The organism is Pseudarthrobacter sp. C4D7 (genome assembly GCF_013359725.1).
In the GTDB taxonomy this organism is placed as follows: Bacteria; Actinomycetota; Actinomycetes; order Actinomycetales; family Micrococcaceae; genus Arthrobacter.
Window position 1 is genome coordinate 18196 of the sequence record NZ_JABFMW010000008.1, and the last position, 14504, is coordinate 32699.

The 14504-nt window shown below is 66.1% G+C and carries 11 protein-coding genes; 7 read left to right on the forward strand and 4 right to left on the reverse strand.

Features of this window, described 5'->3' with window-relative positions; translation table 11 throughout:
- Positions 1 to 280 precede the first annotated feature (280 nt).
- From HNO81_RS07975 to HNO81_RS07990, 4 genes are all read left to right on the forward strand, one after another.
- Entirely contained in the window at positions 281 to 1255 is a 975-nt protein-coding gene (locus tag HNO81_RS07975; protein WP_175317590.1) for an aldo/keto reductase, read from the forward strand.
- Between the two features lie 190 nt (positions 1256 to 1445).
- Positions 1446 to 3113 carry an ATP-dependent DNA helicase RecQ gene (locus HNO81_RS07980; protein WP_175317591.1) on the forward strand — a complete coding sequence of 556 codons (1668 nt, stop codon included), beginning with the start codon at positions 1446 to 1448 and terminating at the stop codon, positions 3111 to 3113.
- 37 nt (positions 3114 to 3150) lie between these two features.
- The gene (locus tag HNO81_RS07985; protein ID WP_175317592.1) at positions 3151 to 4353 is read left to right on the forward strand and encodes a TerC family protein; all 1203 of its coding nucleotides are present in this window, start codon (positions 3151 to 3153) and stop codon (positions 4351 to 4353) included.
- Positions 4354 to 4445: 92 nt separating this feature from the next.
- Positions 4446 to 8093, forward strand: coding sequence for a TM0106 family RecB-like putative nuclease (locus HNO81_RS07990; RefSeq protein WP_175317593.1), 3648 nt, complete (start codon positions 4446 to 4448; stop codon positions 8091 to 8093).
- A gap of 17 nt (positions 8094 to 8110) precedes the next feature.
- Here the strand turns inward: HNO81_RS07990 and HNO81_RS07995 are convergent, their stop codons facing one another.
- From HNO81_RS07995 to HNO81_RS08005, 3 genes are all read right to left on the reverse strand, one after another.
- Positions 8111 to 8437 (reverse strand): acylphosphatase, encoded by a 327-nt coding sequence (locus HNO81_RS07995; RefSeq protein ID WP_175317594.1) that lies wholly within the window; start codon positions 8435 to 8437, stop codon positions 8111 to 8113.
- 100 nt (positions 8438 to 8537) lie between these two features.
- Positions 8538 to 9449: a glycosidase gene (locus HNO81_RS08000; protein ID WP_175317595.1), complete on the reverse strand. Its 912-nt coding sequence runs from the start codon at positions 9447 to 9449 to the stop codon at positions 8538 to 8540.
- A gap of 261 nt (positions 9450 to 9710) precedes the next feature.
- The gene (locus HNO81_RS08005) at positions 9711 to 10772 is read right to left on the reverse strand and encodes an adenosine deaminase (protein WP_175317596.1); all 1062 of its coding nucleotides are present in this window, start codon (positions 10770 to 10772) and stop codon (positions 9711 to 9713) included.
- Between the two features lie 303 nt (positions 10773 to 11075).
- Between HNO81_RS08005 and HNO81_RS08010 the strand changes: the two genes are divergently transcribed.
- A complete protein-coding gene (locus HNO81_RS08010; protein WP_175317597.1) occupies positions 11076 to 11714 on the forward strand; it encodes a transglycosylase family protein in 639 nt (212 codons plus the stop codon).
- 183 nt (positions 11715 to 11897) lie between these two features.
- Here HNO81_RS08010 and HNO81_RS08015 read toward each other — a convergent pair whose 3' ends face one another.
- The gene (locus tag HNO81_RS08015) at positions 11898 to 12485 is read right to left on the reverse strand and encodes a hypothetical protein (protein WP_175317598.1); all 588 of its coding nucleotides are present in this window, start codon (positions 12483 to 12485) and stop codon (positions 11898 to 11900) included.
- A gap of 156 nt (positions 12486 to 12641) precedes the next feature.
- Here HNO81_RS08015 and HNO81_RS08020 point away from each other — a divergent pair, with 156 nt between their 5' ends.
- Together HNO81_RS08020 and HNO81_RS08025 are read left to right on the forward strand one after the other, a co-directional pair.
- On the forward strand, positions 12642 to 13559 hold the full coding sequence (locus HNO81_RS08020; protein ID WP_175317599.1) for an MSMEG_6728 family protein: 918 nt from the start codon (positions 12642 to 12644) through the stop codon (positions 13557 to 13559).
- Positions 13560 to 13562: 3 nt separating this feature from the next.
- Complete coding sequence (locus tag HNO81_RS08025) at positions 13563 to 14423, forward strand: NAD-dependent epimerase/dehydratase family protein (RefSeq protein ID WP_175317600.1); 861 nt, start codon at positions 13563 to 13565, stop codon at positions 14421 to 14423.
- Positions 14424 to 14504 lie beyond the last annotated feature (81 nt).

Here is a 14504-nt window from a genome sequence, read left to right on the forward strand (position 1 = left end):
CCGGTGGGACGGCCGTGATCTGGGTAGGTGGGACATCCCGTGCGGGGAACAGTCCTGGCCGGTTGGTGCGTCCTGATATTTGGTGTGGTCAGGTAACGGTTCCCGGGAGGGGATCCGCCCAGTCTAAGCACGGCCCCCAGGACGGTCTAGGGGTTAGGGCCCCTTGTTTACCGGCTGCCGTCCGTGGGGACGTACCAGCTGCGGCGTACGCTGTACCCACCGGTGCCATGCCTGCAGGCTGGCCGGTCCCCAGGCAAGTTCTACCGTTGAGGAGAACGGCATGAAAACACGCACCATCGGACAACTGACAGTTTCCGCCCTCGGCCTTGGCTGCATGGGCATGAGCGAGTTTTACGGCGGCGGTGACGAGCAGGAGTCGCTTGCCACCATCCATGAATTCCTTGATGCAGGCGGATCGCTGCTGGACACCGCGGACATGTATGGCCCGTTCACCAATGAAGAGCTTGTGGGCCGGGCCATCGCCGGCCGCCGCGGCGACGTCGTGCTTGCCACCAAGTTCGGCAATGAACGCCGTGCGGATGGGTCCTGGGTGGGCATCAACGGCCGCCCCGAGTACGTGCGGTCCGCATGCGACGCAAGCCTGCAGCGGCTGGGCGTGGACCATATCGATCTCTACTACCAGCACCGTGTGGACAAGACGGTGCCCATCGAAGACACCGTGGGGGCCATGGCGGAACTGGTCCAGGCCGGGAAGGTCCGGCACCTTGGGCTGTCCGAAGCATCGGCGGAGACCATCCGGCGGGCCCATGCGGTGCACCCCATCACCGCCCTGCAAACGGAGTATTCGCTGTGGGAGCGGGAGCCCGAGACCAAGGTGTTCCCTGTGCTCGCGGAGCTGGGCATTGGTTTCGTCCCGTACAGCCCGTTGGGCCGCGGCTTCCTCACCGGCCAGATCCGCAGCGCGGACGACTTCGCCGAGGACGATTTCCGCAGGCACTCCCCCCGCTTCCAGGGGGAGAACTTCACACGGAACCTGGAACTCGTGGACCGGGTCAAGGAGCTGGCGGACCGGAAGCAGTGCACTCCCGGGCAGCTGGCGCTCGCGTGGCTGCTGGCGCAGGGCGAGCACATCGTTCCAATCCCGGGCACCAAGAAACGCGAGCGCCTGCGCGAAAACCTGGGCGCCGTCAACGTGGAACTGGCCCAGGACGATCTTCAGCTGCTGGACGAGCTGGCGCCGGCGGGGTCCACCGCCGGTGCGCGCTACCCCAACATGTCCACCATCGACACGTAGCCCCGCGGAGCCCGCACGGGCGGCCCTTCCCCGCATAAGCGGTGCCGGCCGGCGCCGCTTATGCGGGTCCTGGCCGCCTGTGCGTGGAGCACCGGCACCGTGTTCACGACGGCGGGGCGGAGCTGGCGTAGGGTGGTTCGTACGGCTGAAGCAAGCGGCCCTTGTTTTCTTCTGTGCGGAGCCCCGTCATATGTCCGACGAACCCGCCCTCCGGGCGCTTGCTGCTTCTTCCTTCAACCTGCCGGACCTTCGGGCCGGTCAACTGGCCGGCATGGCCGCCCTTGCGGAGGGCCGCGATGTGCTGGCCCTCATGCCCACCGGCTACGGGAAGTCCGCCATCTACCAAGTGGCAGCCCTGTACCTGCACCAGGCAACGGGACGCCCCGCCGTCGTGGTTTCTCCGCTGATTGCCCTGCAGGAGGACCAGCTGGACGGCCTGTCGCACGCCCTCGGGCCGGGCACCGCGGTGGCCATTAACTCCTCGCACAGCGACGCCCAAGTCGAGGCCGCCTGGCGGGCCGCCAAGGACGGCACCGCAGTGTTCCTCTTCCTCGCCCCGGAGCAGCTGGCCAAGCAGGCAACCGTGGACCGGATCAAGGACCTGGACATCGCGCTGTTCGTGGTGGACGAGGCACACTGCGTCTCCTCGTGGGGGCACGATTTCCGGCCGGACTACCTCGCGCTGGGAAACGTCCGCGAGCAATTGGGCAACCCCACCGTGGCCGCCCTGACCGCTACCGCGTCCCCGCCGGTCCGCGACGAGATCGTGGAGCGGCTCGGCATGAAGAAGCCGTTGGTGCTGGTGCATGGCTTCGATCGCCCCAACATCACCCTTGACGTGGTCCGGCACCACGAGGACAAGGGCAAGCGCAGGGCCGTGCTTGAACAGGTGGCGGACCTGGCCAGGGACGGGCACGGTCTGCTGTACGCCGCCACCCGGAAGGACACGGAAAAGTACGCGGCCAAACTGGTGGGCGGGGGGCTCCGGGCGGAGGCGTACCACGCCGGCCGTTCCGCCAAGGAACGCGAGCGCATCCATGAACTGTTCCTGGACGACGGGCTCGACGTGGTGGTGGCCACCACAGCTTTTGGCATGGGAATCGACAAACCCAACGTCCGCTTCGTGGTCCATGCCGACATTCCCGAATCACTCGATTCGTACTACCAGGAGATCGGGCGGTCGGGCAGGGACGGCCAGCCCGCTTCCGCTGTTCTTCACTACCGCTCGGAGGACCTCGGCCTGCGGAAGTTCTTCGGCACCCACTCCCCCGACCCCGATGCGCTCCTGGACGTCCTGAAGGTCCTCAAGGCGGCGCACGCCCCCACGCCAAGATCCTCCCTCGCAGAGTTGACCGGATTCAAGGCGCGGCGCGTCACTTCCCTGGTGAACCAATTGGCGGAAATCGGAGCCGTCGTCGTCGGAAAGCGCGGCGTCCGGCTGGCATCCAAGGCCAAGCTGCCCTCGCTGGTGGACGACGCCGTCGAACTGGCCGAAGCCCGGCAGCGCGTGGACCATTCGCGGCTCACCATGATGCGCGCCTATGCCGAGACGGACGGCTGCCGCAGGCAGTTCCTCCTGGGCTACTTCGGCGAGGACCTGCCCGAACCCTGCGGAAACTGCGACGTGTGCGCTGCGGCTGCCGCCCACGCCAGGGCTAAAAAGTCCGACGGCGGGGCGCCGGGTGCACCGGCGGAAGAGCCCTTCCCGCTGCAGTCAGCGGTGGTCCACAAGGAGTGGGGCCCGGGTCTGGTGATGCGGCACGAGGACGACGTCATCACGGTTCTCTTCGAGCAGGAAGGATACAAGACACTGTCCCGCGCAGCAGTGGTGGAGCATCAACTCCTGAAGCCTGCTTAGGTACTCTGGAGGAACCCTCCGACGAAAGGCCCCCCGCGTGGAAGTACCTGCGTATGTCTGGACCCTGACCATTGCGGGAATCATCGGGCTGCTGGCCTTCGATTTCTTCTTCCACGTGCGCAAAGCCCACACACCCTCCCTCAAGGAATCGGCCGTGTGGTCCGCCATTTACGTCAGCATCGCTGTGGTGTTTGGCCTGATTGTCCTGCTGTTCGGCGGCCCCGACATGGGCACCGAATACTTCGCCGGCTACGTCACGGAAAAGGCGCTTTCCGTGGATAACCTGTTCGTCTTCCTCATCGTCATGGCCAGCTTCAAGGTGCCCCGCGCGGACCAGCAGAAAGTGCTGCTGTTCGGCATCGTGTTCTCCCTGATCGCCCGCACGGCGTTCATCTTCCTGGGCGCCGCGCTGATCAACAGCTTCGCCTGGGTGTTCTACATCTTTGGGCTCATCCTGCTGGTCACGGCCGGGAACCTGCTCAAGCCCGACGACCACGACGACGATTCGGACGGCCTGGTGGTCCGGCTCGCCAAGAAACTGCTGCCGGCCTCCGAACATTACGACGGCGACAAACTCTTCACCGTGGAGAACGGCAAGCGCGTCCTGACGCCGATGCTCCTGGTCATGGTGGCCATTGGCGGTACGGACATCCTGTTCGCCCTGGACTCGATCCCGGCCATCTTTGGGCTGACCCAGAACGTCTTTGTCGTTTTCACGGCCACCGCGTTCTCGCTGATGGGCCTGCGGCAGCTGTTCTTCCTGATTGACGGCCTGCTGGACCGGCTGATCTTCCTTTCCTACGGGCTGGCAGTCATCCTGGGTTTCATCGGCGTGAAGCTCATCCTGCACGCCCTGCACGAGAACACGCTGCCGTTCATCAACGACGGCGAGCACGTCAACGTGGTGGAGGTCAGCACCGGGCTCTCGCTCAGCGTGATCCTCGGCGTCCTGGTGGTGACCATCCTGGCATCCGTCTTCAGCCCCAAGGGCAAGGCCAAGAATGCGGTCTCCGGGGCACGGCGCCATGCCAGCGAATACGTGGACCTGAACTACGAAACGGACATGGCGGAGCGGGACAAAATCTTCGCCAAGATGGTCCGCGAGGAGGACCAGATCCGCAAGCTTCCGGAGAAGTACAAGCGGCTGGTCAGGAACGAGACCGAGTTCCTGGACCTGATCCGGAAAGCCCACGACGAGCACGACAAGGCCCAGGTGCGGGCTGCCGCCAACGAAGGCTGAGGCTTTCAGGAGTGGTTGTCAGCCCCTCTTGCTACGTTTGATTCAAGGCCAGGGGAACACTCCTCCGGTCCACGAACAGTTGGGGAGGCCCCGTGTTTCTGCTCGATGCTGCCGGTGTGCACGCCGGAGCCGGCACGCCCCGGGATCTGGTTTTCTCGGCCAGCGACCTGGTGGCCGCCAGCGAATGCGAGTACCGCACGCTCCGTATCCTGGATGAAAAGCTGGGCCGCACCGCCAAGGCGGAGTTTCCCCCGGACGAGATGCAGAAACGCGCCGGTGAATTGGGCGACCAGCACGAACAGACCGTGCTCGCGGGCCTGGTGGCCAAGTACGGCGAATGGGATGCGGGCCGCGGCGCGGGGGTCTACTCACTGGAACGCGGCCAAAACCTGCGCGGTGACCTGCAGGCCAAGCATGCCGAAACCGAACTCGCCCTCCGCTCCGGCGCAGATGTGGTTTTCCAGGCCACGTTCTTCGACGGCGAGTTCTTGGGCTACGCCGATTTCCTGGTCAACGAGGCCGCCGGGACCGGGAGCCCTGGCCGCTACGAGGTGTGGGACACCAAGCTCGCCCGCCATGCAAAGGTGGGGGCGCTGCTGCAGCTTGCCGCCTACGGCGACCAACTCCTGGGGATGGGCCTGGAGCCAGCCCCGGTGGTCACCCTGGTACTTGGCACGCGGCTGGGTGATGACTGGCTCCGGAGCAGCCATTCCCTGCCGGACCTCCTGCCCGTCTTCCGGGAACGACGCCGGCGCTTCCGCCACCTCACAGCCAGCCACCGGGAAAGTGGCGGCGCAGTTCAGTGGCAACAGCCCGGCGTCGTGCATTGCGGGCGCTGCGACTACTGCGCGGAGCAGGTGCAGCTCCACCGGGATCTCCTGATGGTGGCGGGCATGTCCGTGGTCCAGCGGCGTAATCTGCACGCGGACGGCGTCACCACCATCGACCAGCTGGCGGCGATGCCAGCCGGGAAGGCCAGGAACTCTGTGGTCCGGCTGCGTGCCCAGGCGCGGATGCAACTGGGCCTGGATCAAACAGCCGGCTCCCGGACATTCACCAAGGATGGGCAGCCGCACACCGTGTCGTTCAGCGTGCTCCCGGACCATACGATCGGATCGCTTCCTGCCCCCAGTGCCGGTGACATTTTCTTCGATTTCGAAGGTGATCCGCTGTGGCAGGATCCAGCCACAGGCGCGTGGGGCATTGAATACCTCTTTGGCGTCGTCGAGGCTCCGGTGGCAGGCGCCGACGGCGAGCCGATGTTCCGGCCGTTCTGGGCACACTCCCGGTCCGGGGAACGCCGTGCCTTCCTCGAGTTCCTGGAGTACGTGGAGAAACGCCGCGCCGCAAACCCGGACATGCATGTCTACCATTACGCGGCGTACGAGAAAACGGCGCTGCGGAATCTGTCCCTCACCCACCAGGCCGGCGAGGACATTGTGGACGACTGGCTGCGGCAGGGGCTGCTGGTGGACCTGTACGCCACGGTCCGGCACTCCATCCGTATCTCGGAGGCCTCGTATTCCATCAAGAAGCTTGAACCGCTCTACATGGGAGACAATCTGCGGTCCGGGGAGGTAAAGGACGCCGGCGCGTCGGTGGTTGCCTATGCCGCCTACTGCGCCGCCCGTGATGGCGGAAACGCAGAGGACGCCAACCACATCCTGGCGTCCATCTCGGACTACAACCGGTACGACTGCCTCTCCACCCTTCGGCTCCGGGACTGGCTGCTGGAAACCGCGCCCCGGGCGGCGGAAGGCGAAACCGCTGGGGCGGCCATGGACGGGTCGCCCACTGCGGTGGCACCCGCCAGCGGGAAAGGCGACGACGCCACGCGGCGGCCGGACGACACCCCGGAAGAGGCGCAGCTGCGGGAGTACCTGGCCAGCCTGCCGGACAACCGTCCCTGGACCGACGACGAACGTGCCATCGCCATGGTTGCGGCCGCCACCGGATACCACCGCCGCGAGCGGAAGCAGTTCTGGTGGCAGCACTTCGACCGGGCAGAGGCCCCCCTGGAGAGCTGGTCCGACCAACGGAACGTGTTCGTCGTGTCCTCGGCGGATGTCGTGTCCGATTGGGCCTTGGCCAAGCCCCGGGAGCGGATGCGCACTCGTTTCCTGAGGCTGCGCGGCACCATGACGGAGGGCTCGGATTTCCGGCCCGGGTCCACCTGGTGCCGGCTGTATGACGCGCCCGGACCGGACGGCATGGCCGATCCCCAGTCCGCACCAGAGGCCAGGGCCTTCACGTTCGGAACCAGGATCAGTGAACTGGAAGCAGTGCAGGACAGCCCTGAGCACGTCATCACCATTGCCGAAAAGGAGACCGCGAAAGTCCAGGCGTACCCGCATTTCCCGGTTGCCCTGACCGAGGACCAGCCGCTGGCCACTGCCAGCATTGAAGCCGCCGTCGCGGCGATAGCCCAGACGGTGGGCTCCGCCGTGCCATCCCTCCCTGCCCAACCGGGCCTGGATATCCTGCGGAAGCTGCCACCGCGGTTCCGCTCGCTGGACGGACCGGTGGAAGTGCTGCACGGTGATGACGGCGCCGCCGACTACACGGGCGCCATAGCCGCGTCACTGCAGGACCTGGACCACTCCTATCTGGCCGTCCAGGGGCCGCCCGGAACGGGCAAGACTTTCGTTGGTGCCCATGTAATCGGCAGGCTCGTGGCCCGGGGATGGAAGATCGGAGTGGTGGGCCAGTCGCACAACGTGGTGGAAAACCTGCTGTCCCGGGCCATTGACGTCGGCCACGTGGACTCTCGGCTGGTGGCCAAGAAACTCGCCGCACCGCATCCGGTTCCATGGAACCTGACGTCGGAGGGCGATGTTGCCAGGCTGCTGGCATCGCCGGGCGGATGCCTGGTGGGCGGCACCGCGTGGACCATGACGGGCAAGGAAGTCCCGGCGGGGTCGCTGGATCTCCTGGTCATTGACGAGGCCGGCCAGTTTTCGCTGGCCAACACCTTGGCTGTGTCCCTGGCGGCCAAGCGCCTGCTCCTGCTGGGCGATCCCCAACAACTCCCGCAGGTTACGCAGGGCACGCACCCCGAGCCCGTTGACGAATCCGCACTCGGTTGGCTGGCCGCCGGCCATGCAACCCTGCCCACCAGCCTGGGATATTTCCTGGCAGACTCGTGGCGCATGCATCCGGAGCTGTGCCGGGCGGTCTCCACCCTCAGCTACGAAGGAAAGCTGCACTCAGCCCCTGCCGCCTCCCTCCGCGAACTGGAGCAGCTGGACCCGGGCGTGGAGACGGTCTTTGTCAACCATTCGGGGCGCACCACAGCATCCGAGGAGGAGGCAGCGGAAGTGGTTCGCCAGGCCCGCCGCCATCTTGGCCTGAAGTGGACCGGCGGCCCGGAGCACGCATCCCGTCCCCTCGGGCAGCAGGACCTGCTGGTGGTTGCTGCCTACAACGCCCAGGTCCATGTGGTCCGAAAGCATTTGTCAGAGGCCGGGCTGCCTGATGTCCGGGTGGGTACCGTGGACAAATTCCAGGGTCAGGAAGCCCCGGTGGTACTGATCTCCATGGCCTGTTCGGCAGTGGCCGAGGCTCCGCGCGGAGCTGAGTTCCTGCTGAACCGGAACCGTATCAATGTGGCCGTGTCCCGCGGACAATGGCGGGCGGTGATCATCCGCTCCCCCGAGCTCACCAACTACATGCCGCACAAGCCCGCGGCGCTGGAGGAGCTCGGGGCGTTCATCGGGCTAAGCCCCCGGGAGCAGCCCTAGGGATACGACAGGGGCCTTCAGTGGGCCCGGAACCCGCGGAAGGTCCCGCGCGCAGCCGAAAAACCTGATTCGACCCGCTCCACCCGGCCAGGGGTCCGGTCCGATCCGAGCCAGTCCAACAGTTTCCGGACCTGCGGTTCGGGGCCTTCGGCGGCCACGGAAACGGAGCCGTCGGCGAGGTTGCTTACCTCTCCGGACAGTCCAAGCTCCTCCGCAGTGCCCGCGGTCCAGTAGCGGAATCCCACACCCTGGACCACCCCAAACACCCGGGCGTCCAGCCGGACAACGTCCGGCGCCGAACCGTCCTGCGCCGGTTCGTGCGCCGGGCCTGCGTGCCTGCCCATGGTGCTCCTCCTCCGGACAGTGCCCGCGGCCGCCGGGCCGCAGCAGCCGTCGTCCAGATGAGGGCGGGGTTGCTGCGGCCCTAAGGGCGGCCGTGTGCGCTTAGTTGATGGTGATGTCGCGGGTGGCGTGGTTGTAGCGGATGGTCACGGTGCCACCGTCGTGGTGCAGTTCGTGGTTGGGGCCATCGAACGTGCCGAAAGCGCCATAATTCTCAGTCCAGGAGCGGTTCAGGGCAATCTTGAACGTGTAGTAGCCGGCGGGAAGCTCGGCGCTCTTCTTCCACAGCTGGTCCAGGAAGTCGAACTCCATCTGTGCCTCGTCGTACTGGGGCGCCCAGTTCTCCGGTGCACCCAGGAGGGTGTTGAAGTCACCGGCCAGTGCCACGGCCTCAGGCTGCGGCAGCGTTTCTTCGTCGGGGCCCTCCAGCGGCTCTGCGGCGGCGGGCGCGTCCTTGGCGGGGGCTTTCTTGAGGACAGCCGCCACTACGGGTTCCACGGCGTCTTCGATCGCCTTGGCTGCCTTGCCGACAACGGAAGCAGCCTTCTTGGCAGGGGCCTTCCGGGCGGTCTTCTTAGGCGCCGCCGACTTGGCCGGGACCTCAAGTGTGGCCGCAGCAGCGGAGACGGGACGGACAAACCCTGCGGGAGCCGTGGGAACCGGGGTGTCGGCAGGGACGGGAGTGCCGGCGTCGAGCGCGGCCGCGAAGGAATCCGCATCCGGGAAGGCGACGGTGGCACGCATGCCATCCTCGGTGATGGTCCAGCCCGAACGGCCCTTGATCAGCCAGCCGGCCTTGACCAGCTTGGCGGTGGCCGAGGTGAGGGTCTTGTGGCCGCGCGGGATCCCGCCGCTGAGGAGCTCGGACTCATGGTCGTTGAACGGCACGCGGGCGGTTGCCTCTGCCAGGACCTGGCCTGCGTTCAGTGCATCGCCGGACCACACGCCTTCGGTCAGGACATCCAGGACGGTCTTGAGTCGAAGGTAAGTGTTTTCTGCGGTGGACTTGGCCATGATTCCCCTTATATAAAAGCGATCGGTCTTAGGCATCTTGCCAACTGCCCATTAAATCGCGCGACTTTAATTGGTTAACTCTGCGTGTCGTGACCGACTGTGAAGCGGTTGGTGCCGCAAGTGAGGCGGAGGTCTCGGGTAAGGGCCGTCTGCATAACCCTGAAGCGCTGACATGGGTGCTGCACTGCACTCCCCAGACACGCCTGCGGCACCCAGTTTACCGGGCGGATAGCCCGGGTGTTGCCCCCGACACTGTCGCGGTCAGTCGGCGACTTCCCGGCCGTTCAATTCCGCCACCAGTTCCGCCTTCCGTTCCTCCGATGCGAAGGACGAATGGATGGAGTTCGCGGCCAGGCGCGCCCTGTCGAATTCGGAGAGGTCGAACACCGCGGTGAGCTGGGCGAAGTTGTCATCGACGTAGCCGCCGAAATACGCAGGATCGTCCGAATTCACCGAGACGTTGAGGCCGGCTGCCAGCATGGCTGGCAAGGGATGGTCGGCGAGGGTGTCTACCGCGCGGAGCCTGACGTTGGACAGCGGGCAGACGGTCAGGGGAATGCGGGCATCCACCAGGCGCTCCACCAGGTCGGGGTCGTCCATGCACCGGATTCCGTGGTCGATCCGCTCCACGCCCAGGATGTCCAGGGCCTCGATGATGTACGACGCCGGGCCCTCCTCGCCCGCGTGCGCCGTCAAGCGCAGGCCTGCTTCGCGCGCCTTTGCGTAGAGCCGTTCGAACTTGGACGGCGGGTTTCCCACCTCGGCCGAGTCCAGGCCGATGGCGCCGATTGGTGCGTTCATGGCCAGCAGCCGGCCCAGGACTTCCAGCGCAGAGTCCTCCGGCAGATCCCGCAGGAAGGCCGCGATCAGGATGGTGGAGATCCCGAATTCCTCTTCCGATGTTGCCAGCACCGAAGCCACGCCCTTCACGCATGCCTCCAGGGGGATGCCGCGGGAAAGGTGCGCCTGCGGGTCCATCATGATTTCCGCGTGCCGGACCCCGGCCGCCGCCGCCCGCTCCAGGTAAGCACGGGTCATGTCTGCGAAGTCCTGTTCGGTGCGCAGTACCGCCATGTTGGCGTAGTACAGGTCCAGGAAGGACTGCAGGTCCGTGAACTCATACTTCTCGCGGAGTTCATCAAGGCTGGAATACGGCAGTGCAATGCCGTTGCGTTCGGCTAGCTTGAAAATGAGCTCTGGCTGCAGCGTGCCTTCAATATGCAGGTGCAGTTCGGCCACCGGGAGGGGCTGGAATGGGACTGCAGGTTCCGCTAAGTCCGTTTCGGTTTCGGGCATGGCGCTGCCGCCGGGAAAGTTATCCATCCGGTCAGGATAGTGCCCCTCCCGGTTTCGCGCCTGCCCGCGCTCCTGGCGGCTGCCGCGGCGCTGTGGGTACCAGGCTCGCGCCCGGGAATCCGCGGGAATCTCGATTTGATAACGGCCAGTTGATGTTTTAGCGTGAAATACATGCCCGTTCGGCGGGCCTTTCGATTGCCCGGTGCTGCCTCCACCAGAACTGCCCAGCGGCAGCCACCGACAGTGACCTCTATTTGTCAGGGGCGGGCAGTGGCGCGACGATCTCCGGGGACGGAACCAGCGCAGGTGGCCTTCAGGAGCATCACCATCATGCAAAACACCAAATTCCGTACTGCCGCACGCCGCGGAATCACCCTGGCCGCCGTCTCAGCGGCAGGTTTGGCCCTCTCGGCTACAGCGGCCAACGCAGCAACCCCGACGTCCACCTGGGACGCACTGGCCCAGTGCGAGAGTGGCGGAAACTGGTCCACCAACACAGGCAACGGCTTCTCCGGCGGCCTGCAGTTCACCTCCAGCACCTGGTCAGCCTACGGCGGAACCGGCGCTCCCGAGAACGCCAGCCGTGAACAGCAGATCGCCGTAGCCGAGCGCGTTCAGGCTTCCCAGGGTTGGGGCGCCTGGCCGTCCTGCTCGTCCCAGCTCGGACTGAGCGGTGGCGGCGGAGCACCGGTCCAGAGCGCACCCGTCCAGAGTGCGCCCGTCCAGGCAACGCAGCTTCAGAGCACCCAGGTCCACAGCGCGCCCGTCCAGCAGGCACCGGCGCCGCATGCCACCTCGGTTCCGCTCAGCGGCGAGACGTACACCCTGCAGGCCGGGGACACCCTGAGCATTGTGGCCCAGAAGCTCGGCATCCAGGGCGGCTGGCAGCACCTTGCCGACGCCAACCTGGACACCATTTCAGATCCGAACCTCGTGTTCGCGGGACAGGTCATCCAGCTCCCGGCCTAACACGGGACATTGCACCAGCGGCTTCGGCCGCAGCGCCTTTGACGGGCGCCACAGACAGGTCGGCGATAGACAAATTCCGTCGACCAAAGAACGACGCCGGCACACCCCCACAAGGGATGTGCCGGCGTCGTACTTTCTAACCAGCCAGCCCCTGGCGCCCCAGGCGGCTAAGGAGCCGGCCTGTCAGCTGGCGGGGAGCTCGCGGATGATCCGCACCTTCCAGGCCGACTCGTCACTGGTGTCCAGCAGGGCCACCGTGCCATGGGCAAGGTTGAGGGCAACCCGCTTCACAGCCAGCAGCTCGAGGTACAGCTGTTCGTTCATCCGGCTGGGGGTATCGATCATGTACTTCACGGCGTCACGCAGCTGGCGGTAGTTGGCGCTCCGCTCACGGTGCATGTGCAGTTCCAGTGCCGAACGTTGCTTGAGGCGCGGCTCGTGCCGGTTGAGGAGGGTCACGGCGGCATGCACCGCAACCACGAGGGTCAGTGAGACGCCGTAAATCCACCACCCGCTGGAGAGCAGGAACAGCGGCAGGTTTCCGATGGCCACAAGCGCAATGACTACCCTGAGGGCGGCGATGCGGCGGACCGTGCGGGCAACGGCGGCCATGCCGTCGCGGAACCGGTGCTGATCCTTGCGCGCGGCGGCGGGATCGATGGTGAACTCATCCAGAACCAGGATGCCCTGGGCTTCCGGGCCCAGCATCTGCCCGTAGCGGGGCAGTGCAGTGCGGGCGTGGTCGACGGCTTTGTCAGGTGTAGATGTCATGAGAGAGCTTCCGAAATGCGGGGGTGGTTGCGGTGATCCTAGTGGGTCAACCTGGAGCGCGTATGCATGCGTCCATTATTTGGACAGTTTGGTCCGCTGCGTGTGGCCGCCGGCACAGCAATTGGCACTTCCGCCGGGGACCGTCAAACTGAATGGATGCAAACCTTCCTCCCGTACCCTGACTTCCGCCAAAGCGCCAAAGCCCTGGACACCGCACGGCTGGGCAAGCAGCGGGTCGAAGCCCTGCAGACCCTCCGCGCACTGGTGATTCCGGAGTATGGCTGGCAGACGCACCCGGCCATCCGGATGTGGATGGGCCATGTTCCCGCCCTGACGATGTATGGCCTGGCCATGGCGGACGAGTGGATGGAGCGTGGCCACCCGGACAACACCCGGGCAAACATTGCCGAGTTCGCGCCGCAGGCCGCCCACCCCGACTACGCCGCCAAAATTGTCATGCCTCCGTGGCTCGGGGAACCCAACTTCCACCTGAGCCACCGGTCCAAGCTGGTGCACAAGGAACCCAAGTTCTACACCCCCGTGTTCCCGGACGCTGTTCCGGACATGGACTACGTCTGGCCGGAGCCGCGGCACGAGTTCCTGCCACAGGAGCCCGAGGGGGACATCCTGTGGATCCTTCGGGAGCCGCATGCCGACGTCGACCCCCAGTCCCTCACCACCGTGGCGCTTCCGCCCGTGAACCGGAATGCCGCGGCCGCGGCCACAGCGTCCGCCGGGGACGGCTACTCCCCCGTGTACGTGGAGGACGGCTCCCGCCGGCCATCCCGGGCTCCCAAGAAGGCTCCGCCCAGGCCGCAGCTGAAGAAGCCCACCCGTAAGCGCCAGGCGCAGGAAGAGGCCTTCCGGACCCTGCCGGGGAAGACGCCGGTTGCCGTTCCGTTCGAGAACGGAGCAAGGTTCGCCCTTGGACAGGTGGTAGGCCGCCCGATCACCCTTACGGACGGCCGCTTTGGAAGGAATTTCGAAGTCACCGAAATCATCGACCGGTCAGCGTTCGCCTACCCTGCCCTGCTGCAGGATCCTCGGGTCTTTTTCCCGGTTGAGGCACCGTAAGCCATGACGGTCCTTCTGGCAGGGTGCGGAGACCTGGGCACCGAGGCAGGGCTGCGGTTTGCTGCCCTCGGCCACCGGGTGGTGGGCTGGCGCCGCTCCCCCGCGAAACTTCCGGCGGCCATCGAAGGTGTTGCGGCGGACCTGGGATCCACGAACCTGCCGGCCGTCCCGGCGGACACCACCGCCGTCGTCATCGTCGTGGCCGCCGACGCCCCCACGGAGGAGGCGTACCGCGCCGCGTATGTACGCGGCGCGGCAAACGTCCTGGACGCCCTGGAACGCGACCAGGTGGAGCCGGAGCGGATCATCTTCGTATCCTCCACTGCGGTGTACGGGGACGCCGGTGGCGGCTGGGTGGATGAGGCCACTGAGCCGAATCCAGCGGGCTTCTCTGGGCGGCTGCTCCTGGAAGCCGAAGACCTCCTGCACGCCAGGCTTGCAGGAACGGGAACCACTGCCACGGCGCTCAGGCTGGGCGGCATCTACGGGCCGGGCCGGACGCGCCTGATTGACCAGGTGAAATCCGGTTCCGCCGTCATCCCTGAGGACGTGCGCTATACCAACCGGATCCACCGTGATGACGCGGCGGCTGCGATAGTGCACCTTGCCACGATGGCAGATGTGCCTGCTCCCGCATATATCGGTGTGGATAATGAACCAGCGGATCTGGGCACCGTGCTGCGCTTCGTGGCGGCTGAACTGGGCCGGCCCTCGCCTCCCGTTGGCGATGCCGGGCCTGCCCGCGGTGGTAACAAGCGCTGCCGCAATGAATTGCTCCGCAGCACGGGCTTCGCCTTCACGTTTCCGACGTTCCGTGAAGGGTACACGGACGTTGTAGCAGGGAACGGCGTCCGCCACCCGTAACGGGAGCCTGGTTCCAGCGCGGCGCCCAGCTGGGGTTCGCTGCCCAGGTTTTCCACATAGGGCGTTTGGGGTCTCTCGGGT

Bases quoted from the DNA above. Each gene is read 5' to 3' on its own strand.
- HNO81_RS07975 (WP_175317590.1), top strand. From the start codon at position 281: ATGAAAACACGCACCATCGGACAACTGACAGTTTCCGCCCTCGGCCTT.
- HNO81_RS07980 (WP_175317591.1), top strand. From the start codon at position 1,446: ATGTCCGACGAACCCGCCCTCCGGGCGCTTGCTGCTTCTTCCTTCAAC.
- HNO81_RS07995 (WP_175317594.1), bottom strand. From the start codon at position 8,437: ATGGGCAGGCACGCAGGCCCGGCGCACGAACCGGCGCAGGACGGTTCG.
- HNO81_RS08000 (WP_175317595.1), bottom strand. From the start codon at position 9,449: ATGGCCAAGTCCACCGCAGAAAACACTTACCTTCGACTCAAGACCGTC.
- HNO81_RS08005 (WP_175317596.1), bottom strand. From the start codon at position 10,772: ATGGATAACTTTCCCGGCGGCAGCGCCATGCCCGAAACCGAAACGGAC.
- HNO81_RS08010 (WP_175317597.1), top strand. From the start codon at position 11,076: ATGCAAAACACCAAATTCCGTACTGCCGCACGCCGCGGAATCACCCTG.
- HNO81_RS08015 (WP_175317598.1), bottom strand. From the start codon at position 12,485: ATGACATCTACACCTGACAAAGCCGTCGACCACGCCCGCACTGCACTG.
- HNO81_RS08020 (WP_175317599.1), top strand. From the start codon at position 12,642: ATGCAAACCTTCCTCCCGTACCCTGACTTCCGCCAAAGCGCCAAAGCC.
- HNO81_RS08025 (WP_175317600.1), top strand. From the start codon at position 13,563: ATGACGGTCCTTCTGGCAGGGTGCGGAGACCTGGGCACCGAGGCAGGG.